17 protein-coding genes and 1 tRNA gene are annotated in these 20,700 nt (G+C 69.4%); 8 read left to right on the top strand and 10 right to left on the bottom strand.

Annotated elements, in window-relative coordinates:
* Positions 1–21: 21 nt before the first annotated feature.
* Entirely contained in the window at positions 22–2,193 is a 2,172-nt protein-coding gene (locus ABD793_RS13835; RefSeq protein WP_425548701.1) for an RICIN domain-containing protein, read from the bottom strand.
* Between the two features lie 298 nt (positions 2,194–2,491).
* Between ABD793_RS13835 and ABD793_RS13840 the strand changes: the two genes are divergently transcribed.
* A tRNA-Ala gene (locus tag ABD793_RS13840) sits at positions 2,492–2,564 on the top strand.
* Positions 2,565–2,942: 378 nt separating this feature from the next.
* On the opposite strand, the gene ABD793_RS42680 is transcribed toward ABD793_RS13840, so the two are convergent.
* From ABD793_RS42680 to ABD793_RS13855, 4 genes are all read right to left on the bottom strand, one after another.
* Positions 2,943–3,608: a Mu transposase domain-containing protein gene (locus ABD793_RS42680; RefSeq protein ID WP_425548708.1), complete on the bottom strand. Its 666-nt coding sequence runs from the start codon at positions 3,606–3,608 to the stop codon at positions 2,943–2,945.
* A gap of 143 nt (positions 3,609–3,751) precedes the next feature.
* Complete coding sequence (locus ABD793_RS13845; RefSeq protein WP_344859603.1) at positions 3,752–4,246, bottom strand: pyridoxal-phosphate dependent enzyme; 495 nt, start codon at positions 4,244–4,246, stop codon at positions 3,752–3,754.
* Positions 4,247–4,289: 43 nt separating this feature from the next.
* The gene (locus ABD793_RS13850; RefSeq protein WP_344859605.1) at positions 4,290–5,252 is read right to left on the bottom strand and encodes an NAD(P)-dependent alcohol dehydrogenase; all 963 of its coding nucleotides are present in this window, start codon (positions 5,250–5,252) and stop codon (positions 4,290–4,292) included.
* Between the two features lie 63 nt (positions 5,253–5,315).
* On the bottom strand, positions 5,316–7,478 hold the full coding sequence (locus ABD793_RS13855) for an MMPL family transporter (protein ID WP_344859607.1): 2,163 nt from the start codon (positions 7,476–7,478) through the stop codon (positions 5,316–5,318).
* Positions 7,479–7,586: 108 nt separating this feature from the next.
* Here ABD793_RS13855 and ABD793_RS13860 point away from each other — a divergent pair, with 108 nt between their 5' ends.
* Entirely contained in the window at positions 7,587–8,189 is a 603-nt protein-coding gene (locus ABD793_RS13860) for a TetR/AcrR family transcriptional regulator (RefSeq protein ID WP_344859610.1), read from the top strand.
* A 573-nt stretch (positions 8,190–8,762) separates the two neighbouring features.
* Here ABD793_RS13860 and ABD793_RS13865 read toward each other — a convergent pair.
* The 4 genes from ABD793_RS13865 to ABD793_RS13880 all read right to left on the bottom strand — a co-directional run bounded on the left by ABD793_RS13865 (position 8,763) and on the right by ABD793_RS13880 (position 14,329).
* Positions 8,763–9,362 carry a nuclear transport factor 2 family protein gene (locus ABD793_RS13865; protein WP_344859612.1) on the bottom strand — a complete coding sequence of 200 codons (600 nt, stop codon included), beginning with the start codon at positions 9,360–9,362 and terminating at the stop codon, positions 8,763–8,765.
* Positions 9,363–9,398: 36 nt separating this feature from the next.
* Positions 9,399–10,052, bottom strand: coding sequence for an MFS transporter (locus ABD793_RS13870; RefSeq protein ID WP_344859614.1), 654 nt, complete (start codon positions 10,050–10,052; stop codon positions 9,399–9,401).
* Positions 10,053–10,347: 295 nt separating this feature from the next.
* Positions 10,348–11,202 (bottom strand): alpha/beta fold hydrolase, encoded by an 855-nt coding sequence (locus tag ABD793_RS13875; RefSeq protein ID WP_344859616.1) that lies wholly within the window; start codon positions 11,200–11,202, stop codon positions 10,348–10,350.
* Between the two features lie 199 nt (positions 11,203–11,401).
* Positions 11,402–14,329, bottom strand: coding sequence for an ATP-binding protein (locus ABD793_RS13880; protein WP_344859619.1), 2,928 nt, complete (start codon positions 14,327–14,329; stop codon positions 11,402–11,404).
* Between the two features lie 335 nt (positions 14,330–14,664).
* On the opposite strand from ABD793_RS13880, the gene ABD793_RS13885 reads away from it, so the two are divergent.
* The 4 genes from ABD793_RS13885 to ABD793_RS13900 are packed head-to-tail and all read left to right on the top strand — an operon-like array spanning position 14,665 to position 17,051.
* Positions 14,665–15,582 carry a VOC family protein gene (locus ABD793_RS13885; protein WP_344859621.1) on the top strand — a complete coding sequence of 306 codons (918 nt, stop codon included), beginning with the start codon at positions 14,665–14,667 and terminating at the stop codon, positions 15,580–15,582.
* Between the two features lie 10 nt (positions 15,583–15,592).
* Complete coding sequence (locus tag ABD793_RS13890; protein WP_344859623.1) at positions 15,593–15,892, top strand: hypothetical protein; 300 nt, start codon at positions 15,593–15,595, stop codon at positions 15,890–15,892.
* Positions 15,874–16,314 (top strand): nuclear transport factor 2 family protein, encoded by a 441-nt coding sequence (locus ABD793_RS13895; RefSeq protein ID WP_344859625.1) that lies wholly within the window; start codon positions 15,874–15,876, stop codon positions 16,312–16,314. The genes ABD793_RS13890 and ABD793_RS13895 overlap by 19 nt, the downstream gene beginning before the upstream one ends.
* Positions 16,311–17,051: an alpha/beta fold hydrolase gene (locus ABD793_RS13900; protein ID WP_344859627.1), complete on the top strand. Its 741-nt coding sequence runs from the start codon at positions 16,311–16,313 to the stop codon at positions 17,049–17,051. Before ABD793_RS13895 ends, ABD793_RS13900 begins: the two co-directional genes overlap by 4 nt.
* Before the next feature lie 143 nt (positions 17,052–17,194).
* Here ABD793_RS13900 and ABD793_RS13905 read toward each other — a convergent pair whose 3' ends face one another.
* Positions 17,195–18,535 (bottom strand): NAD(P)-binding domain-containing protein, encoded by a 1,341-nt coding sequence (locus ABD793_RS13905; protein ID WP_344859629.1) that lies wholly within the window; start codon positions 18,533–18,535, stop codon positions 17,195–17,197.
* A gap of 100 nt (positions 18,536–18,635) precedes the next feature.
* Between ABD793_RS13905 and ABD793_RS13910 the strand changes: the two genes are divergently transcribed.
* Both ABD793_RS13910 and ABD793_RS13915 read left to right on the top strand, forming a co-directional pair.
* A complete protein-coding gene (locus tag ABD793_RS13910; protein ID WP_344859631.1) occupies positions 18,636–19,475 on the top strand; it encodes a helix-turn-helix domain-containing GNAT family N-acetyltransferase in 840 nt (279 codons plus the stop codon).
* Positions 19,476–19,627: 152 nt separating this feature from the next.
* Positions 19,628–20,587, top strand: a complete 960-nt coding sequence (locus ABD793_RS13915) for an NADP-dependent oxidoreductase (RefSeq protein ID WP_344859633.1) — start codon at positions 19,628–19,630, stop codon at positions 20,585–20,587.
* Positions 20,588–20,700 lie beyond the last annotated feature (113 nt).

Consider the following 20,700-nt stretch of genomic DNA (forward strand, 5'->3'; position numbering starts at 1 on the left):
CACCGGTGGTCCGAGTGGCGGCTACGGGTAGCTCACCAGGTTGACCGGCTTCGTCCCTTCCGGGGTCGGCTCGCCGGCATCGTTGATCACGTGCGTGATGGTGCCCTGGTTGTTCAGCGACACCGTCACCATGTCGTGGAACCGGACACCCGGCGCGTCCGGCGCTTCGAACGCGTGCGCACTGGCCACCGACGGGTTGGTGCTGAAGAAGCAGTAGCTGCCCAGCCCCCACGCCTCGTGCCTGGTCACGTCCGGAGCGACCCGGTAGGCGGAGTACCCCTCGGTGGAGCCGTTCATCCAGCCTGCCTGGTCCGGGACGTCGTAGGGCATCTCGTTCTGGAAGAAGTAGGTGCGCCCGCCCTCGCCGTTCCACTCCACCTGGGTCTTCTGGTAGTGCTCGACGAACAGGCCGTAGGTCGTCACGTCGTCGCCGTTCACCACCAGGCCGGTGTCCGCGGTGTTCGTGTCCCACCCGACGTAACCGCCGTCGGCACCGTGATCGGCACGCCAGATCCACATGTGATCACCGATCACGTTGTTGCTGTTGAGCACCAGGCTGGTGGTCGCCTTGCCTGCGGCCGCGCCACCGACCCGGAAGAACACGTCGTGCAGCGACGTCGGGTCGGCGGCGTGGTTCGCGTCCGAGCCGGGCTGCCCGACCTGCATGAGGGTGTCCGAGTTCGTGGTGCCGGCGTCGACGAGCAGACCGGCGATCTTCACCCCGTCCACGTCGTCCACGTCCATCGCGGTGATCCCGTCGTCCGGGACCAGGGTCGGGATGCCGAGACCGAGCACCACGGTGTCCGGCCGGGTCACGTGCACCGTCCGGTCGAGGTGGTACACGCCGGGGGTGAACAGCAGGTTCTTGCCCGCCGCGAGCGCCGCGTTGAGCTCACCCGCGGTCGCGCCCGGCTTCGCGAGGTAGAACCGGTCGATCGGGAGCGATGTGCCGGGTGCGGTGCCGTTCGCCCAGCTCACCCCGGAGGTCCCGGTGCGCAGCGCGGGCACGAAGACCTGGTAGTTCCCGGCGTCGTCGACGTGGAGGAACGGCTTCTCCCGTACCACCGGGGTGCGGTCGACCGTGGTGTACGGCGGGGAGGGAAAAGTGCCGGACGGAGCACCGTCGACTCCCACGAAGACCATGTTCCAGTTGGCGCCGTCCCAGCTGCCGAACTCGGAGTCCCGCGAGATCCACTGCTGCTGGGAGCCGGAGCGAACCTGGCCGTCGATCTTCGTGTCGGACATCCACCCGCCGCTGGACCAGCCGCCGTCGTCGAGCTGCAGGTCACCGCGGACGTGCATCCGCCGGTACGGGCTGGCCTGCGAAACCGCCCAGCGATCCGCGCCCCCTGCCGGGTTCACGGACAAGTTCTCCGCACCGCGCCAGAAGTTCTGGGTCGCGTTGTTCGGCGGGAACCAGTCGGCCTCCACGTGCACCGCGCCGTTGATGGTGACCGCGTCCGGTGTGCTGCCCAGACCGAGCACCTGGGTGTAGAAGCCGACGTTCACGTCGTTGGCGTACGTGCCGGGTTTGAACAGCACCGCGTACCGCTCGCTGCCGAACTGGTTCTTCTCCTGCTTCGAGAAGATCTCGTCCAGCCTGCGCTGGATACTCTCGCTCGGCATCGAGGGATCGAAGATCACGACGTTCGGTCCGAGGTCCGGCTCCGCGGCCTTCGGAGAAGTAGCGCCACCCACAGGAGCCAGTGTGAACGATTGAGCGCTGGAGCCATTACAGGCGTACTGCCGAAGAGAGTGCTCAGTCACGACTGGGCCATCGGCCACATCGAGACACCGTCCGGTGTCACGGTCCACGACGCGGTACGCACCGGAGGGCTCCGAGATCACGTGCCACTGCTGGTCAAAGCCACCGGAGTCAGACGACACCCGCACTGCTTCGCGATCGGCACCAGAACCGTTCGCAACCCCCGCGCCGAGGACCCCGTCGAGCCGAGAATGCACCCGGACGTGGCCGCCGCCGAGATGATCGAATTGCCAGCTCTGCGCGTTTGTCCCGTTACAGGTGTACTGCTGGACCAGCGCGCTCGCCACACCACCGGCGGCCCCCACGCCAAGGCACTTCCCACTGGCCACCGACCGCACCGCGTACCACTGACCGGACAAGACCGCACCCCGCGCCACCGGCGGACAAACCACCACCGCCACCAACACGAAAAGAACAGCCGTGCACACCCTACGTGTCCGACGTCGCACCGAAACCACCTCCGCCACAGCACGGCACCCACCGAGCAGGAACGACAAGGCACAACCCAGCAAGACGCGGCGTGGCAGGCATGGACCCCAGCACCACAACCGCCGAAAAACGTAACGGCGACCACACGCAGAGTCAATACAAAGCTAAAAATAAGTCATGAAAACCGCCTCGACCTAGGCAAGCGCCCCCCACCACCAGAGAGCAGACCCCACCAGAACCCACCCCAACGCGGGGTGTACTGTGTTCCCTACGAGACGCGGAGCCCACCTCCGCTCCGGGGCTATGGCGCAGCTGGTAGCGCACCTCACTGGCAGTGAGGGGGTCAGGGGTTCGAATCCCCTTAGCTCCACGCATCGGAGGCTCGTGCTCGCAAAGAGCGCGAGCCTTTTGCGTTCCGCAGTGTCTTCTGGGGGACGACCCCCAGACCCCCGCGGGCGAGGCTCCGCCTCGCAGTCCGTGTTCGAGTAAGGCCTCGTAAGCTCCACCGTGACGAAACACCGCTCGCCGGATCCGAAGGTTTTGGTTGGGCGGTTTTTTCGTGCTCCGGATCTTGGGTTTGCCTCCGATAGCTTCAGTTGGCTTTCAGCAACTGGAGCAATCCTGGTGCGGGACCTGACCTCAATTCAGCTAGGGCGCACGTTGTGCTCCAGAAGATGTCGCCGATCATGTGGTTGTCCTGGACAAGCATGCGACAAGCCGGCATTCGCCGCGTTCAGGCGGCGACCGGCTAGCTGCAGGCCGAACGTCTTCGACCGGGGCGACCCGTGGCGGAGGACATGAAGCGGGGGAATGTCGCAAGGTTGACCCGGCCTGGTTGAGTGCGACACGCCGCATCCCGAGCCCGATCGGAAGGTGCGTCTTCCCGGTCCCGGGCGGGCCGAGGAAGCGGGCCGAGGAACACCACATCATCGTTCAGGATTCGGCCCGGGGGCCGTTCGGGCAGCCGCTCTGCCTGACCCAGCGGCGGGACCTTCAGCGCGCGGGTGAGTTGCGCGATCTGGCCTCGCCGTTGCGGCCGCTGGCCTTCGCGGTCGTTTTCGCGGTGGTCATCGGGCAATCTCCTCGTCGCGGCCAGCGAGACCGAACCGGGGGTCGTAGCCAGCCAAGGCCCGGTGCTTAACGCTCGTATCGGGGGGGGACCGCGAACAGGCGGCGAACTCTGCGCATCCGGGCCGCTGCGGCCGCATCGAGCCGGGTCGGTGCTGCTCTGATGATCGGCCCAGCAGCGGGAATGCCAGGCGACCTCTGTGCTGTCGCAGGGCACCACCACCTCGGCGAGATCTGCAGCGACCCGGACCCGGCAGTCAACCACGCGCGAGTGGGCCGAATCATCGTTGGAATCCGGCCGGACGCAATGATCGCGAGGCAGGCGGGTGCTCAGCCTCCAGCCCAGTCACCGGCGCGACCGCTCGGCAACGCCAGCTTCGGCGCCGCGTGGTACCGCATGCTCTCCGCCTGGGGATGGGCGCACCGGCGAACGCGCTGCCCAGCGTGTACATCTTCGCCGATGCGCTGCGCCCGGCCCGATCCGTGGCGTTATAGCGGAATCGGGCAGAACGTCGATTCGGCGGCGAGGAGCCGAACGCTGCCACCTTCGGCCAGATACAGCAGGCCAAGGCCCTCGACGTCCTTGCCGCTGCCGAGGTAGCCGATCAACAATGGCTTCCGGTCCTCGCCCAGCATTCGCAACTGCGCACGGGTTTCCTGGCCGATTACGGTCGAGTGCAGGATGGCGAAGGGTTCACTGCCTCCGAAGATCCACCACGCTGTCTTGGTCCGCCCGGCGTGTTCGATCACATCGCTCAGCGCGGTCGAGCGTCCTGGCGCGGTTTCGGTGCCACGCCGCACATCCGCGCCGAGCAGTTCCATCGCGATCCGCCGGCCGGGCTTTCGGTCGTAGCTGCCGGGCACCATGCAGTCCGGTCCGAACCGGGCCGCGGCCGCGGCGATCGCGGTGCCCCACTGGCCCGCCGCCGCGCGGGTGATGACCGTCCGAACCCCCGCCTCAGCGTAGAAATAGGCCTGGGCCACTGCCGTGTCGTATTCGCCTCCGCTGTCCTGAGACTGGCGCCGCTCAGCTGAGGTCGATGACCGCTTTGCCGAACATGCCGCCGGCTTCGAGTGCTGCGTGGGCGGAGCTTATCTGGTCGAGTCGGTAGGTGCTGTCGACGACCGGGCGCAGGGCGCTGGTTTCGGCGAGTCGCGTGAGCTGCTCGAAGAGCGGCCTGGTGGGCTTTCCGCGGAAGAAGCGGACGCGCCCGCTGCCGTGGATGCTCGAAAGACCGATGTAGCCGAGGCTGGAGACGAGGCGGGTGATGTCGAAGGCGATGGCGACCATGCGGCCGCCTGGGCGTAGTTGCCGTCGGAAGGCCGGCAGCTGGGTGCCTTTGGTATCGAAGATGACGTCGTACTTGCCGACCTGGTCCGGTTTGGTGGTGCGGTAGTCGAGAACATCGTCTGCGCCGAGGTCGCGCAGTGCCTCGATTTGTTCCTCCTTGGCAAGGGCGGTGACGTGCGCGCCGAGGTGTTTGCCGAGTTGGACGGCCATGGTGCCGACCCCGCCGGCGGCGCCGCGGACGAGGAGGCGTTCACCTGATTGCAGGTTGGTCTTGTCGCGCAGCCCGGTCAGTGCGGTGGTACCTCCGACGAGAAGGCCGGCTGCTTCGACAGGAGTCAGATTCGTAGGAGCCGAGGCGAGGTGATTACTGGTGGCGATCGCGTATTCGGCGTTGGCTCCGAGGCCACGGCGTTCTTCGACCATCCCCCAGACGGGGTCGCCGACGGCGACGTTGCTGACCTTGCTGCCGATCTTCGTGGCGGTACCCACGAAGTCGATGCCCAGCGGGAGGGGGAACTTCGAGCCGGTGATGAGTTTGAGGCGTCCGGACCGCATCAGCAGCTCACCGCCGTTGACGGTGGTGGCCGCGACGCGGACGAGGACGTCGTCGTCGCCGACCTCGGGTATCGGCAAGGTTCCTTCGTAGAGCACGTCCGGGCCGCCGTAACTGTCGTAGAGGGCTGCGCGCATGGTTGCCATGGCTCTTCCTTTGCTTGGTGTCGTTGTTGAACGCGCGGTGCGTCGGGGGGGTCCCGGCGGGGACTAACCCTTCGCGGTCGAGGACACAGCCGGTGCGGTGTCTTTCAGGGCGGAACCCTCGACGTCGATGTGAGGCAGAAGCCGGTTCGCCCAGCCGGGTAACCACCATGCGGCCTCGCCGAGGAAGGTCATGATGGCGGGAACGAGCAGCATGCGGACGATGAACGCGTCGAAGAGCACGCCGATCGCCAGGCCGAATCCGATCGGGCGGATGAGTGCCAGGTCGGAGAAGACGAATCCGCCGAACACGGCGGTCATGATGATGGCCGCGGCGGTGACCACGCCGCGTCCGTTGCGCACCCCGGCGGTGACTGCCGCCCGAGCGGAGGTTCCGTGCGCGTAGGCCTCGCGCATGCCGGTGGCGAGGAAGATCTGGTAGTCCATGGCCAGGCCGAACAGGACGCCCATGAGGAGGATCGGGCCGAAGCTGAGCACCGGCCCCGGGTCGTGCACGCCGAAGATCGAGGAGAGCCAGCCCCATTGGAAGATCGCGGTGAGCGCACCGAGCGCGGCGCCCAGTGAGAGGACGTATCCGGCGGTGGCGATCAACGGGAGCAGCAGGGAGCGGAAGACGACGATGAGGATGAGCAGCGAGAGTCCGACGACCACAGCCAGATAGATGGGCAGGGCGTCGGCGAGTTTCGTCGACACATCGATGTTGCCCGATGTCTGGCCGGCCACGCCCAGATGGATGCCGCCGTCGAGTGGCGAGAGCGCGCGCAGCGAATGCACGAGCCTTTCGGTGGACTGACTGTTGGGGCCATCGTCCGGGATCACCTGGAAGACCAGGCTCGTGCCGTCTTCGGACACCGCCAGTGGCGCTGCCCCGGCCACGTCGTCCTGTTTCATGAGCGTGCCGGTCAGCTGCTGCTGCGTCTGGGCGGCTGTGCTCTTGTCGACAGGAGCCGGGAGGTCGGCGAGGACGAGCAGTGGCCCGTTCGTCCCGGCCCCGAACTTCTGGCCGATGAGCTCCTGTGCCCGATACTGCGGGGAATCGACGGGTTCGGCGGATCCGTCGGGCAGTCCGAGGCGCATGGCGAAAGCCGGGATCGCGAGTGCGGCGAGAGCAAGGACGGACACGAGCGCGATCGCGATCGCCCGGCCGGTGCGCATCGGCCGACGTGCACTCTCCGCGTCCTCGTGTTGTCGGCGCGAACCTCGTCCCAGGACTCGGGGTCCGATGAGGCCGAGGAGGGCGGGGGTGAGGGTGATCGCCACGAGCACCGCGATGGCGACGCCGAGGGCACCGACGGTACCCATGACGCCGAGGAAGGGGATCCCGACCACGTTCAGGGCGAGCAGCGCGATGACCACTGTGGTCCCGGCGAAGACGACGGCGGTGCCTGCGGTGCCGTTGGCCCGCCCGATCGATGTGTGCAGATCGGTTCCGGCTGCGAGCTGACGACGGTGCCGGTTGACGATGAACAGGGCGTAGTCGATGCCGACGGCCAGCCCGAGCATCACCCCGAGCAGCGGGGTGGTTTCGCTCATGTCAATCACCCCGGAGAAGGCCATCGATCCGGCCACCGCGACGCCGACGCCGACGAGCGCGCCGATCAGGGGGATCATGGCCGGCAGGAGCGCACGCATCATCACGACCAGCACGAGCACGGCGATGAGGACGCCGATCACTTCGGTCGCGCCGAGAAGCCCCCCGTTCTGCATAGCGATCGTCGAGGAGTAGGACACGTCGACGCCCGGGATGTCCGCGTGTTCGAGAGCGTCGACGACGTCCTGGTGGACGCGCTCGGGAATGTCGTAGGTGTCGGCGTCGAACATGATCGTGCCGACGGCGACGGTCTGGTCCTCGGACACCGTCTGCGGGGTGGGCGGGGCGAAGGGCGACATGGCTCCCTTGACTCCATCCAGCTTCCCGACGCCCGAGAGTTGCCGGCCGATGGCGGCCTGCTGGTCCTTGGTGAACGCGCCGTGGTCGCTGGAGAACACGACCTGCCCGGTCCCTCCAGTCAGCTCCGGAAACGACTTCTCCAACTGCTGGGTGACCCGCTCCGTCTCGGTTCCGGGAATGGACACGCCGTTGGTCAGGGACCCGCCGAAAGCGGTCAGCGCGCCGACCATCGCGGCGAGGATCACCAGCCAGGCCAGGACCACTGTCCATGCTCGGCGCGCGCCGAAGCGCCCGAGGCGGTCGAGGAGCCGTGCCATGCCAATCCTTTCGATGTCGGTCGCGAACCCAGCGGATGTGGTGAAGGCTATCCACTTATCGCCCAAGGTATCATGTGGAGTGCGTTCACCAGTTCACGAGGAGGAGTGATGAATGACAGCACGCCCGGACTTCGGGCGGACGCGGAGCGTAACCGCGTCGCAGTGGTCGATGCCGCGCGTGCAGCGTTCGCCGAGGAGGGGATCGGCGTCTCCATGGCCGAGATCGCCCGACGAGCCGGCGTTGGCTTCGCCACCGCGCAACGCCGCTTCCCCACCAAGGAGGCACTCATCGCCGAAGTGGTCCGCGAGCAGCTCGAACACTTCGAGGAACTCATCCCCCGCGTCGAGGAGAACGCCGACCCGTGGAAAGCGTTCACAGCTCCAATCCGTGCCTGCTGCGCTCAGCAGGCGAACGCCCCGGGCCTGGCGGCATCGCTGGCGCAGGTTCTCGCCGAGACCTCGGACCCGGCGATCGGACAGCCGATCACCGAAGTCTTCACCAACCTGGCCACCCGCGCGATGGAAGCAGGACAACTGCGTGACGACATCTCACTCGAGGACGTGTTCTTGATCCTCAAAGCCAACGCAGGCGTCGTCGTGAATTCTCCGGGCCAGGAGAAGGTGGCCTCCCAGCGCTTCGTCGATCTCGCGCTACGCAGTCTGCACGGACCGCTCGAGACCACCGTCTCGACCGAGCCGGATCCTCGGTGACACTCAGGCCGGGCTCGCGCAGTCGCCGGGGCGGCCGCCTCACCGACAGCGCGGTGCCGCCGCCCCGGCAATGCCGGGTGGAAGTGCCCCTGCCTCTCGAACCGCGCGCAGAGCACGGTTGGCTTGGCGGTCTCATTCGGCAAACCGGCGATGCGCGGTCCCGAACCCGGGCGGCTGATGCCGCCGGGCGCACCCGTTGGGTATCCAAATGAGACACGCGTTAAGACCGTGTCCGACATGGTGGTGGGATGCGGAATGTCGGTGACGAGGTGGTATTCGCCGCGTTCGTGATCTGGGCAAGGGCGGGGGTTCCGTCTTCACCGCGCGGTACTGGACAGAATGAGTGAGGTCGGGTTGATCGGCCGGTCCCGGCTGCTGCCGGACACCGTCCGCGGCAGGGCGAAAAGGATGGTGTCGACTGCGGCGTTCTGCCGTCGACCGGCGAGTACTCACGTGCGGTCTTATCGGCGCGGCTGCCGGGAAGCAGTATCGACCGGGCTGGCTCTGCGAGGTCGGTTCGATGACGTTCGGGCGACGGCCCCGGCGATCTGCACGGACAGTGCGGTCGTCGGGTCAGCCGTCGTGGCCGGTCTGCTCCCGAAGCCAGTCGAAGGACCGGCGGTACAGCGCCTCGACCTCGTCGGGGCGATCGTCTGCGTAGAGGTCGTCCGGGATGTCGTAGCCGGAGGAGGCGAGGTAGTAGCCGATGAAACGGTAGGGCTCGCGGAAGCCGGCCAGCTCGTCCCGGTCGACTCGAGGTGTCTCACCGGGCATCGTCGGGGTCAGGCTGTCCCGCTCGTAGATGCAGTCGAGGGTGACCACCTGCCACCCGGTGTTGTCCTTCTCGAGCCGGTAGACGAGGCGGGTGTGGGAGGCCAGGTCGGCTTCCACCCCGCCGATGACGTCACGGAATTCGATGCTCGCGGGCATCTCCACGACAGCCCTGGTGCCGTGCAGCGAGACGACGGGCGGGGACAGACGGTGGGTGGCCCGCTGTCCGCGGGTGGCCATCGTCTCGGATTCGCGCACGAAGTCTTCGCCGGTGCCCCGGAACCAGGAGAGCCGGATGACCGCGCGGGGATGGATGCATTCGTGCATCCGGTCCCACCAGCCCCGGTCGCGGCCCTGTCGCTCTCGCAGGACGACGGTCGCCACGTCGCTCACGTCGCTCATGATGTTTCCTCCGGTTGTCCGACGAGGGGCAGGCACTCACCACGGGTCGGGGTCAGGGCGTAAAGGCCGGCCGCGCCGCCGGCGGCTAATGCGCACAGCGTCAGCACACGGCTGGAGGTGATCAGGGCAAGCAGACTGAAGTCCAGGGTGGCAACCACTCCCCCGAGGTTGAGCAGCACCCCACCGCTGAGGCCCTGCTGCGCCGAGAGCCCGCTGCTGCTCCGGCAACCGCGGCATCCAGCTCGACGCGAAGCAGAAGCCGGCCATCATGGCGAGGAACGCGAGCCAGAGCAGCATCAGTGCCGTGATCACTGCGCCGGCCACGAACCGCCCCCGCCAGCCGAACTCGGCGGCCGGCAGCGCGGCGATCGCACCACCCAGCACACCGCCAAGCGGCAGGCCCATCGAATAGCGGGCGATGACGGTGCCGCGCTTGCGCCGCGGCGAGTACTCGGCAAGCAGTACGGGAAGGCGCGTGACCATCCCGACGGTCGACAGCTCGAGGCAGGCAACGGTCAGCGGACGGCGCCCGATCCGGTCGGCGAGAGGGGCGACGGATGCCGAGCCCACCGCCATGCCCGCCGGCCCCGAGCTGAGCGGCAGGCCGGTCTCGGAGCCGGTCAGCGTCCATTGTCCAGCGACCCCGGAGGCCGCGAACGACAGCACCAGGATGTCGAAACCGTCGACCATGTCGAGGATTCCGCCGACGGCGATCAGAACGACCTGGAATCTCCCGAGCGGGGACCGGTCGGCGAGGTCTCGAACGCACGTGACTTTCCGCCTTCGTTGGTCGGCCGTGCAGCGCTCAACGACTTTCTCGGTGTTCCGGCGCGGTCTTCGGCAGAGCTGCGCACGCTCCGGCGCCGGAGGTCCCCGGCTCGGGTGGCGGCCACGAGCGAGGCGTGTGGCCGGAGACCGCACGCCGGCGATCCCGTTGGCCGCCGTCGAGCGGGCGGACACCTGCCGTCGGGGCACCGCTTCGGCCTCAGGCCGCCGGACGGCTCAACACGTCGCGGAGTGTTTTCACGAAAGTCTTCGGGTCGACCAGGAACGGGAGGTGGTTACCGGGGAACTCGACGGTCGGCGCGCCGATGCGTGCGGCGACGCGCTGCGCGGCGAGCGCGTAGAACACCGGCTTGTCCGGTCCGTGCATGTTGGCGCTCTCCTGGCCGATGGCGACCTGTAGCGGAACGTCCGACGCGATCAACCGCGGATAGTCCGGACGGAAGTAGGTGAACCCCTGCATTTCCTCGTTCACGAAGTACGGGACACCGTCACCCCAGTGTTCGATCAGCGGTGCCAGGTCCGAGTTGCCGGCATCGGGGGCCATCGAATCGGTCAGCCCGCAGGCCTCGATGAACTCGTCCTGGGCCTGCTGCGGCTTCCCCTCGACTCCCAGCGCCTCGAGGTGATCGAACCAATCGAAGATCTCCGAGCGGTTGGGCAGCCCGCTGATGATCGGGGGCTCGTGCGCGATCGCCCGGTTCACCACCCGCGGGAACGCGGCGATCATCGCCAGGGTGATCGCGGCGCCGCCACTGCTCCCGAACACCGTCGCCGACTCGAAGCCGTTCGCATGGATCACCGCGACCGCATCCGAGGCATGCTCCTGCAGCCTGAACTCGCGCACCGGCGTACGCCACTTGCTGCGTGCGTTGCCGCGCCGATCCATGCTCAGCACGGTGTAGTCACGCGCCAGCTCGTCCGCCACCAGCGCGTACTGGTCCGCAGCACCGCCGCCGCCCGGAATGAGCAACAGCGCGGGGCCCGCACCCCGTCGCTCGTAATAGATCGACGCGCCGTCGATCTCCAGGAACCCCTTCGTCACTTCTGCTCCCATGTCTCCTCCTGCGGCAGGGTCCGGCGGCTGGCCCGTCCGGACCGGCGACTCGGCTGAGCGGCGCCATCCGAAACGCTAGAAGCCGCGGCCCCGGGGCGGCACCCATCCGGACCCATGGGGATTCGGTCCACCCGGGGGCAGCCGCGCCGATCCGGGCCGGGGTGAGCGCAGACCGGCCCGTGCCGATCAGGTTGCCGCCTCAGCGGGAGACGTCGTCCGCACTGGCGGTGAGGGCGTCCGCGAGCGCCTCCCGAGACGTCACACCCAACTTGCGGTAGACGTTGCGCCGATGCCATTCGACGGTGTTGATCGTCAGGTAGAGGGACTCGGCCACCTGCCGGGCCGTCACACCTTCCGCCAGGAGATCGGCAATACGCCGCTCGCTCGGAGTCAGGGCGGCAGGTCCGTCGATCATCGGTCGTCGCGGGCGGGCCCCCGCCGCGAGCAGCTCCGCGTGCACCCGCGCCTCGACTGCCAGCGCGCCCGCCTGGTGAGCCAGAGCGAGTGCCCGCTTGAGCACGTCCCGGCACTCACGGCGGCGGCCCGCGCGGCGCATCGCGCTGCCCAGCTCCATCAGGCTGGCGGCCAGTTCCAGCTGCGAGGCCTCCCGATGGTCGAGCACCTCGGCCGAACGCCGGAGAAGCTCCAGGTCGACCCCGCCCGGCGCGATCAGCGCCCGGCACCGCAGGGCGACACCCAGCACGGTCGGCAGCCCCAACCGGGTGGCCAGTTCGATCTCCCGCTGCACGAGCCGATCGGCCTCGTCGACCTGTCCCAGCTCGTGTGCGGCCAGCGCCGCCAGCGAGCGCCAGGACACCAACGCGAAGCCGGGGTTGCCGAAACCGTGTGCCTCGAGGAGCCGTCCCACCAGCCGGAAGTCGTCCTGGGCGCGGTGGAGGTCCTGGCGGGCCAGTGCCAGCCGGCCGCGCGCCAGGTAGAACCACACGTTCAGCCCCGAGCCGTTGGTGTCGCGCAGGTACGGCTCGGCCATGGTGAGCACCCGGCCGGCCTCGTCCGTCTCGCCGCGATCGAGATGGCAGTAGGCGAGCAGGCCCTGCGGTGCCGGGACCGTCGCGTTCCATCCCCGGCTCATACCGGTCACGGCCGCCTGCGCGTCGGCCATCGCATCGCTCACCCGGCCCCGGGCATACATCGCGAGGCCGCGGGTCAGGGACACCTCCGCGAAGACCAGCGCGTCGCCGCGCCTGCGGGCCTCGGCCAGCACCGTGTCCGCGACCACGACCGCCTCCGACGGGGCCGCGCACCAGGTGAGGGTCAGCACCGCGTGGCTCAGCGCCATCCCGTCGGAGGTGTCCCGCCAGAGCTGGACGCTGTCCCCCAGCGCCACCACCGTCTGCTCGACCACCTTCGGGTCCGGTTCGGACATCGCGCGGAACAGGGCGAGGTGCAGCATCAGCAGACGCTCGGCCGGGGTGGACTGCGCTGCACCGTCGAACTCCGCGGCGAGCCGTTGCCCGAGAGCGACCGCGTCCCCGCGGTGGATCTCGGTGAGCTGGTAGGCCGCCGAGGCAAGACAGCCGGCCACGAAACGCAGCCGCAGGTCCCGGTCGTGGTCGGCGAACTCGTCGGCGCCCCGGCGGAAGACGGTGAACGCCTCGGCCGGCCGTCCGTAGCGAAACAGCGTCTGAGCCAGCGCATACCTCGCGCCGGCCCGATCGTGCGGCTGGGCGATGAGGTGCGCACGTTCCAGATGCCGCACCGAATCGGTCTCCCCCGCTGCGGCCTCCATGGTGCCGAGCTCGATCAACAGACCGGCGTCGACGTCGTCGTCGCCCGACCATTCCAGCGCCCTGCGCAGGAACCCCACCGCCGCACCGGGGGCGCCCTTGCTCGCGGCTCTGCGCGCCGCGGCCCGCAGGACCGTCTGGGACCACCGGTCGGTGACCGGGATGCTCCGCATCAGGTGGAGTGCGACGTCCTCGGGGTCGGCGCGGGAGTCGTGCAGCAGTCGCGCCGCGTCGAGGTGGGCTCGGGCCCGTTGGTCGGCGGCGATCTTCGAATAGACCGCCGAATAGGTCAACGGATGGTGGAACGCCGGCTCCGGTCCCGCGGTGAAGATCTCCACCGCGGCCAGCTGCTCGGCGGCTCGCAACGCTTCCTCGTGCGAAAGCCCGGCGACATGGGCCGATGTCGTCAGTGTCGCGGAGCCGCCGAGTACGGCGACGGCTCTGGCCATCGCGACCGCGGCCTCGCCGAGTGCGGAGATCCGCAACATGGTGGCGCGGGCGACGCTGGCCGGCGCGGCACCGACGGCCGTCGCGGACCGCTCTCCGTTGCGCGCCGCGGCGGCGAGCTCGTGCACCATGAACGGGTTGCCCCGGGTCGCCGACCAGGTGTCGCGGGCCAGCACGTCGAGGTCCGTGTCCGGCGGCAGGGTTTTCGGCGGCAGGGTGGCCGACAGCACGGCACGGACCCCGTCGACGGTCAAGCCCTGCAGCGTCACCGACACGTCGGCCTGCAGGAGCATGCGGGAGATCTCCGGCCCGTCACTGGCCGGCTCGCCGCTGCGGACGGCCATCAGGAGCACGACCGGCAGGCCCCGGAGCCGCTGCGCCAGGTAGGCCAGGAAGCGCAGCGACGGGGCGTCGGCCCACTGCGCGTCGTCGACGATCATCACGACCGGACGGCGTTCGCTCAGGTTGACCATCAGCCAGTAGAGGCCGTGCACGAGCGCGAACTCGTCGTTCAACTCCGCCGAGCCCTCACCACGGGTACCGGTGAATATCTCCGCGAGCAGCCGGGCCTGCCCGCGGAAGATGCCGACGCGTTCCTCCTCGGCGGCCTGCGCGAGCCGGCGCTCCAGCAGCCGCAGGACCAACCCCAGTGCGTAACCCTGCTCGAGCTCTCCGCCGCAGGCGTCGAGGACGTCCACGTCCCGGGTGCCCAGCAGGTGCCGGACCTCGCCGAGCAGACGCGTCTTCCCGATCCCGGCCGGACCCTCGACGACCGCGAGCCGCCCGGCCCCGGCCAGCCCCTCGTCGAGCACCCGGGTCAGCGCCGAGAGCTGCTCGCTCCGCTCGACGAGATCGGCCTCGGCTGCGCTACGGACGGGCCGGTCGGCGGCACCCGTCGTGCGTGGCCCGGAAGCGACGTCCGGCCCTGCCATACGTCTCCCGACCTCCCGTTCAGCGATCGCACCCTGGCACAAACCAGAGCGTCCGCCACCCCCGGGTGGGCCGAATTCCCATGGGGCCACGTGGGGTCCACACCGGATCCACCACGCCTAGCGTTCGAGACGGCGGCCCCCACCCGGAAGCCGCCGGACCAGCCTCCCGGCCCGCTGAGACGGAGCATAGTCAGCACCAGCGCGCTGTCCCCGCACTCCCATCCCGGGACATCTTCTGCCCTCCGCGAGCGGACTTCTCGGCGCAGGAGGGCTGGGTTCTCGAAGCCGCCGGCTACCCCGCGGCACCCCGCCACGAATGAGGAGGAACGACAGCAATGGCGATCAACCGCATCGATCACGCCGCCGTCCGCGTCCGGGAGCTGGCTGAATCCCTCGACTGGTACGAGGGCGTTCTCGGCCTGACGGTACTGGACAAGAACCCGGAGCGGGCCTTGCTGGCCTGCTCGGGCACCGCCGTCGACGTAACGTTGATCGCGGGCGGGCAGAGCCTGGAGAGCTTCGCATTCGGCGTCGACCACACCGACGACCTCGACGAGATCGTGAGCCGGCTCGACGCCAACGGCGTCGGGTACCAGCGCTACCGCAACCCGGACCGTCCTGGACACGACGAGGTCCTCGGCCTGGACCTGCCCTCCGGCCACCGGATGGAGTTCGTGGTCGCCGACGGCAACCGCCGCGCCGGGACGACCGAGACCGCGTCCGACGGCACCTACCGGCCGACCGACATCGACCACATCAACCTGCTCGGCGAGACCGACCCGCGTGAGTTCTCCGAGTTCATGAACGTCGTGCTGGGTTTCAAACAGTCGCTGGCACTGGTCACCGCCGGCAAATGGGCCGCATCCTGGCTGCGCGCAACCAGAATGGACCACGACCTCGCCTACATGGCCGCGCAGCGGCCCGCCGACCGGCTGCACCACATCGCCTTCGCGGTCGAGGACGGCAACCACTACTACCGGTTGTCCGACCGGCTGGCCGAGACGGGGCACAGCTGGGAGTTCGGACCGGGCCGGCACATGGCCTCGCGGCCCCGAGACACCACGGGGTTCGGCACGAACCTGTTCGCCTACGCGTTCGACCCGACCGGGAACCGGAACGAGTTCAGCTCGGGCATGGGCGAGTTCGACGACTCCGAGTCGTTCATCCGCGAGTTCGGCCCCGACGAGCTCGGCGTGATCATGAACGGCTGGGCCGACAACATGCCGCAGACCTTCATGACACAGGGCTCCTGAGGCAGCCGGCATGGTGGTTGTCCGCACTCGGTTCGGCCGGTGCGCGCTCGGCACGTGGGTGAAGCTCGCCCACCCGGACGTGGTCGACCTGCTCGCACTGGCCGGCGGCGACTTCGTGAACCTCGACATGGAGCACGCCCCGATCGGCATCGCCGACTACCGCGGCACGGCGGAGCGGGCGTTGGCGATCCCCCAGACCGAGTGCGCCGACGGTGTGCGCAACGCCGCGGCGGAGCCCGGTCCGCACTCGCGCCGCACGCCGGTGCGTCCTCGTCGAAAGGCAACCAGACCATGTCCGATCCGAACGTGATCGCCGCCGATCTCGTGCTGCGCAGCTGGCACAACGCCGACCGGGAAGCCGGGCTCGGCGGTGAAGAGTTCTTCACGCCCGACGGCGTGTGCGAGATGCCCGCACGAACCATGACCGGTCGTGCGGAGATCGCCGCGGGCTACGCGGCCCGCCAGGCCGCCGGTGCCCGCCTGTCCCGGCATCTGGTGACGAACCTGCTGATCAGGGATACCTCCAGTGATTCGTGGGAGGCGGCGTACGGCCTCGTCCTCTACGCCGGAACCGGAACTGCGCCACTGCCCCTTCGCTCCCCGCAGGCCGTGTGCGACGTGACGGACCGATTCGTCCGGTCCGGCACGGAGCTGCTGATCGCCCACCGGCGCCTGGAAGCGGTCTTCCTCGACGAGGCCACGGACTCGGTCATGCTGCGGCAGCCACGATGAACCGCCCGCACGACGATCGGCCGGGCTTGCCTCCCGTCGTGCTGACCCACGGCTGGGGTGGCTCCGCCGCCCGTACCTGGCGTGGCTCATTGCTGGAGTCCGCGCTCGTCGACGCGGGCCGGACGGTCGTCGCGGTCGACCTTCCCGGGCACGGGCCCGGCCGCGCTTCACACGATCCGGGCGACTACGCCGACCTCGCCGAGCAGCTGTCCGCCACGCTGCCGTCGCGGCGGCCGCTGGACGCGGTCGGCTTCTCGCTTGGCGGGAAGCTGCTCCTCCGGCTCGCCGCCGATGCCCCCGGCCGGTTCCGACGGCTGGTGATCCTCGGGGTGGGGCACAACGCCTTCGCGCCGGAAAACGCCGAGCTGATCGCGACCGCGCTGCTGGACGGCACACCCGACGGGGCACCGGAGGAGTTCCGCACCCTGATGACCGAAGCGCGGACCTCAGGCAACGATCCGCACGCGCTGGCCGCGGTGATCCGCCGACCGACACGGCTGTTGGACCACGCGGCCCTGCAGCGCATCGAGGCGCAGGTACTGCTCGTCGTCGGCGAGGACGACCCCATCGCCGGGCCACCCGACGAACTGGCCGCGGCGTTGCCGACCGGCCGGCTCGTGCGCATCCCCGGGCTCGGGCACTGCGCCACACCAGCCGCACCACAGGTACAAGACGCGGTGGCGACATTCCTGATGGCGCAGGAGGACCACGAACTACGGCTGGGTATTGAGACGTAGGCCGGGTGTGCAGCCGGTCGTGGGTCGCGCCGGCCTTCCGGCCCGGTGACCGCGAAGCTGACGTATGGCCGTCTTCCCAGGCCCGAGCTTTTCGTGCCAGACGACTCTCCGCGTGGCTACCCGCTGTCCGGCAAACGCACCGCTCAGTTCCGGTGTGCGGGCGGCGCCGACAGCGTCAGCTCCTCCCGCACAGCCGCGGGACCGCAGCAGCCACTGGCGCCGGAACCCTGCTCGTCGAACAGGCCGGCGCCCCCGCACACCCCGGTCTCGGCCAGGATCAGCTCCACCCTCGCCGCGGCCTCGTGGTCCCCGGCCAGTTCGGCGGCGATGCTGCGGACCTGCTCGTAACCGGTCCGGGCGAGGAACGTCGGAGCGCGGCCGTAGCTCTTCATCCCTGCCAGGTAGAAATCCCGTTCCGGGTGTGCGAGTTCCTTCGCGCCGTGCGGGCGGACGGTGCCGCACGAGTGCACGTTCGGATCCACCAACGGGGCCAGCTGCACCGGCGCCTGCAACGTCGGGTCCAGCTCCAGCCGGATCTCCGAGAGCCAGGCCAGCTGTGGACGGAATCCGGTCAGCGACACGATCCGGTCCACGTCCTCAAGTCGCTGTCCGGCCGCCGACACCAGCGTCAGCCGCCCTGCGACGTCGCGCTCGACGGACTCGGTGCGGAACCCGGTCAGGACGGTGATCAGCCCCTCCTCCACCGCGGCTCGCGCGCGCCTTCCCAGCGCGCCGCGGGCCGGCAGCTGGTCGGCGTCACCGCCACCGAAGGTGTTCCCGAGCCCGCCGCGCCGCAGCACCCAGCTGATCCGCGTCGAGGGGTCCTGCTGGGCCGGCCCGGACAGCGCCACCAGCGCCGTGAGCGCCGAATGTCCGCTGCCGGCCACCACGATGTGCCGGCCCGCATACCGGGCCCGCGTCGCTGCGTCGGCGAGATCCGGCACCCGGTACGTGATCCGGTCCGCCGCCGCGGCCTCGCCGATGGCCGGGAGTCCTTCCCCGCCAAGCGGATTCGGGCCGGCCCAGGTGCCGGACGCGTCGATCACCGCCCGCGCGAAGATGCGTTCCTCGGAGCCGTCGACGCGCCGGATGTGCACGGAGAACGGCTCGGCGTCACGGCCGCTGTCGACCACCCGGTCCCGGCCCCGGCGCGCGACACCCACAACCTCCGCACCGAATCGCACTCGCTCGCCCAGAACGTCCGCGAGCGGCTGCAAATAGGACTCGGCCCACTCCCGCCCGGTCGGATACCCGCTGCCGTCCGGGCGCACCCAGCCCGCCGGCTCCAGCAGCCGGCCCGCGGCCGGGTCGACCAGCTCCGACCACGACGAGAACAACCGGACGTGGTTCCACTCCGCGACCGCCGCACCCGCCTGCGCACCCCGTTCCAGGACCAGTGGCTCCAGGTCCCGCTCCCGCAGCTGCGCTGCGGCCGCCAGCCCCACCGGGCCTGCACCGACGACCACGACCGGGTATTCGCTCATCCCCCATACCTCCATCGATCCCGCTCGATTAACTCGATCAGACAGTATCGACCGACATCGATGGATGCAAGCATCGATTCGGATCGATACACTGACGGACATGCCGATCGCGCTGCCCCGGGCCCAGGTCTTGCCCACCACGGACGCCACCACCTACGCCGAGTGGTTTGCCTGCCTGGCCGAGCCCGTGCGCGTGCGGCTGCTGCACGCGGTGGCGACCACCCCGCGCGGTCTCACCGTCGGCGCGCTCACCGAGATCCTCGGCACCAGCCAGTCCACGACCTCACACCACGTGCGCCGGCTGGCAGACGTCGGATTCGTGCGCCTGACGAAGGCAGGCACGGCGACCGTCGTCACCGTGAACGAGGCTTGCTGCTCCGGGCTCCCGCACGCGGCCGATGCCGTCATGGGCCTGCTCGGCCCCCGCCCTTGCTGCCCAGAGGACGTGCCCGGCGACGTCACCGTCCGCGCCCTTGAAGCCGGCGACTGGGCCGCCGTGCGCCGCATCTACGCCGAGGGGCTGGCCACCGGCACTGCGACCTTCGAAACCACCGTGCCCACCCGCGCGAGCCTCGACGCGAAGTGGCTGCCTGGGCACCGCTGGATCGCCGAAGCCGACGGCCAGGTCGTCGGCTGGACCGCCGCCGGCCCCGTGTCCACACGGGACTGCTACGCCGGTGTCGCCGAGACATCGGTCTACGTCGCCGAAAGCCACCGCGGCCGCGGCGTCGGCAAAGCACTGCTGCGCAGGCAAGTCACGGCCGCCGACGAAGCCGACATCTGGACCCTGCAAACCTCGGTCTTCACCGACAACCGCGCCAGCCTCGCCCTCCACCACTCCGCCGGCTACCGCACCGTCGGCATCCGCGAACGCATCGCCCAACGCGACGGCACCTGGCACGACACCGTCTTGCTCGAACGCCGCAGCCCGGTCAGCTGACTCCGGCCGTCCCGCGCGCAGGAGCCTTCGACCGATCTCGCGCTCCCACCAGGGGTGCGGCGAGGGCGTGCGCACAGAATACGTAGTGTCAGCGACTGACGTAACGTGGTATAGTCAGTGACTGACGATACGTCCGGGTGCAAGGAGAACCGATGAGCCCCGTTCCGGCAACTGCAATCCGCTTTCACGACTACGGCGAACCGGCCGACGTACTACGCGAGGAGCATGTCGAGATTGCCGATCCCACGGCCGGCCGCGTCCGCGTACGGGTGGCCGCGACCGGGCTCAACCCGGCCGACTGGGAACTCTGCCGTGGATTCCTGCCGGGCAGCTTGCCGCGCGGCATCGGCTACGACGTCGCCGGGGTGGTCGACGCGGTGGGTGCGCACGTCGACGACGTCGCGATCGGAGACCTCGTGTTCGGAACGGCGGACTTCCTCGGGCAGCCGAGCGCCGGCGCCGCCGACGTCGCGATTCTCGACAGCTGGTACCGCGTGCCCGACGGGCTCGATCCGGTCCGGGCTGCCGTCTTGCCGATGGCCGTCCAAACCGCCACCTGGACCCTCGATGCGATGGGCGTCGAGGCCGGAACCACGTTGCTGGTCAACGGCGCCGGTGCGACGGTCGGGTTCGCCGCCGTTCAGATCGCCCTTCGACGCGGCGCACGGGTGATCGCCACCGCCGGCCCCACCTACGCCAAGGAGCTCAGCGCGTTGGGCGCTCAGGTCACTTCTTACCGCACCGGGATGGCTGATCGGGTGCGCGAGCTCGCCGGTGGCCCGGTCGACCTCGTATTCGACGCTCCGCCGCCGAAGGCGGGGTCCATCCCCGAACTCGTCGCCATCGCCGGGGACCCGCGCCGAGTCATGACCATCAGCAACCACGACGAGGCGAGACGACTCGGCGCACGCGTCAACCTCGACGAGTCCATCGACCCAGCACCGGCCACGACGTTCCTGCCCCACTACGCCTCGCTCGCAGCCGACGGCGCGTTCCGCATCCCGATCGCGCGCACCTGCCCACTCCATGAGTGGCGGGCCGCCGTCGCGCTCAGCATGTCCGGCCACCCCCGGGGCAAGCTCGTCCTGCTCCCCGAACAGGACGCCTTCTAGGGTCGCGACGAGCGGAGGTCGAACCACGCGCGGGTGGAAGCCCTGCAATTGCACCGTGTTTCAAGATCACCGCGGTCGGGCCCGTGGGCTTTCTGTTGCCGGGGCCGGAGTTC

The sequence above is a fragment of the Amycolatopsis ultiminotia genome (genome assembly GCF_039536925.1).
Classification (GTDB): Bacteria; Actinomycetota; Actinomycetes; order Mycobacteriales; family Pseudonocardiaceae; genus Amycolatopsis; species Amycolatopsis ultiminotia.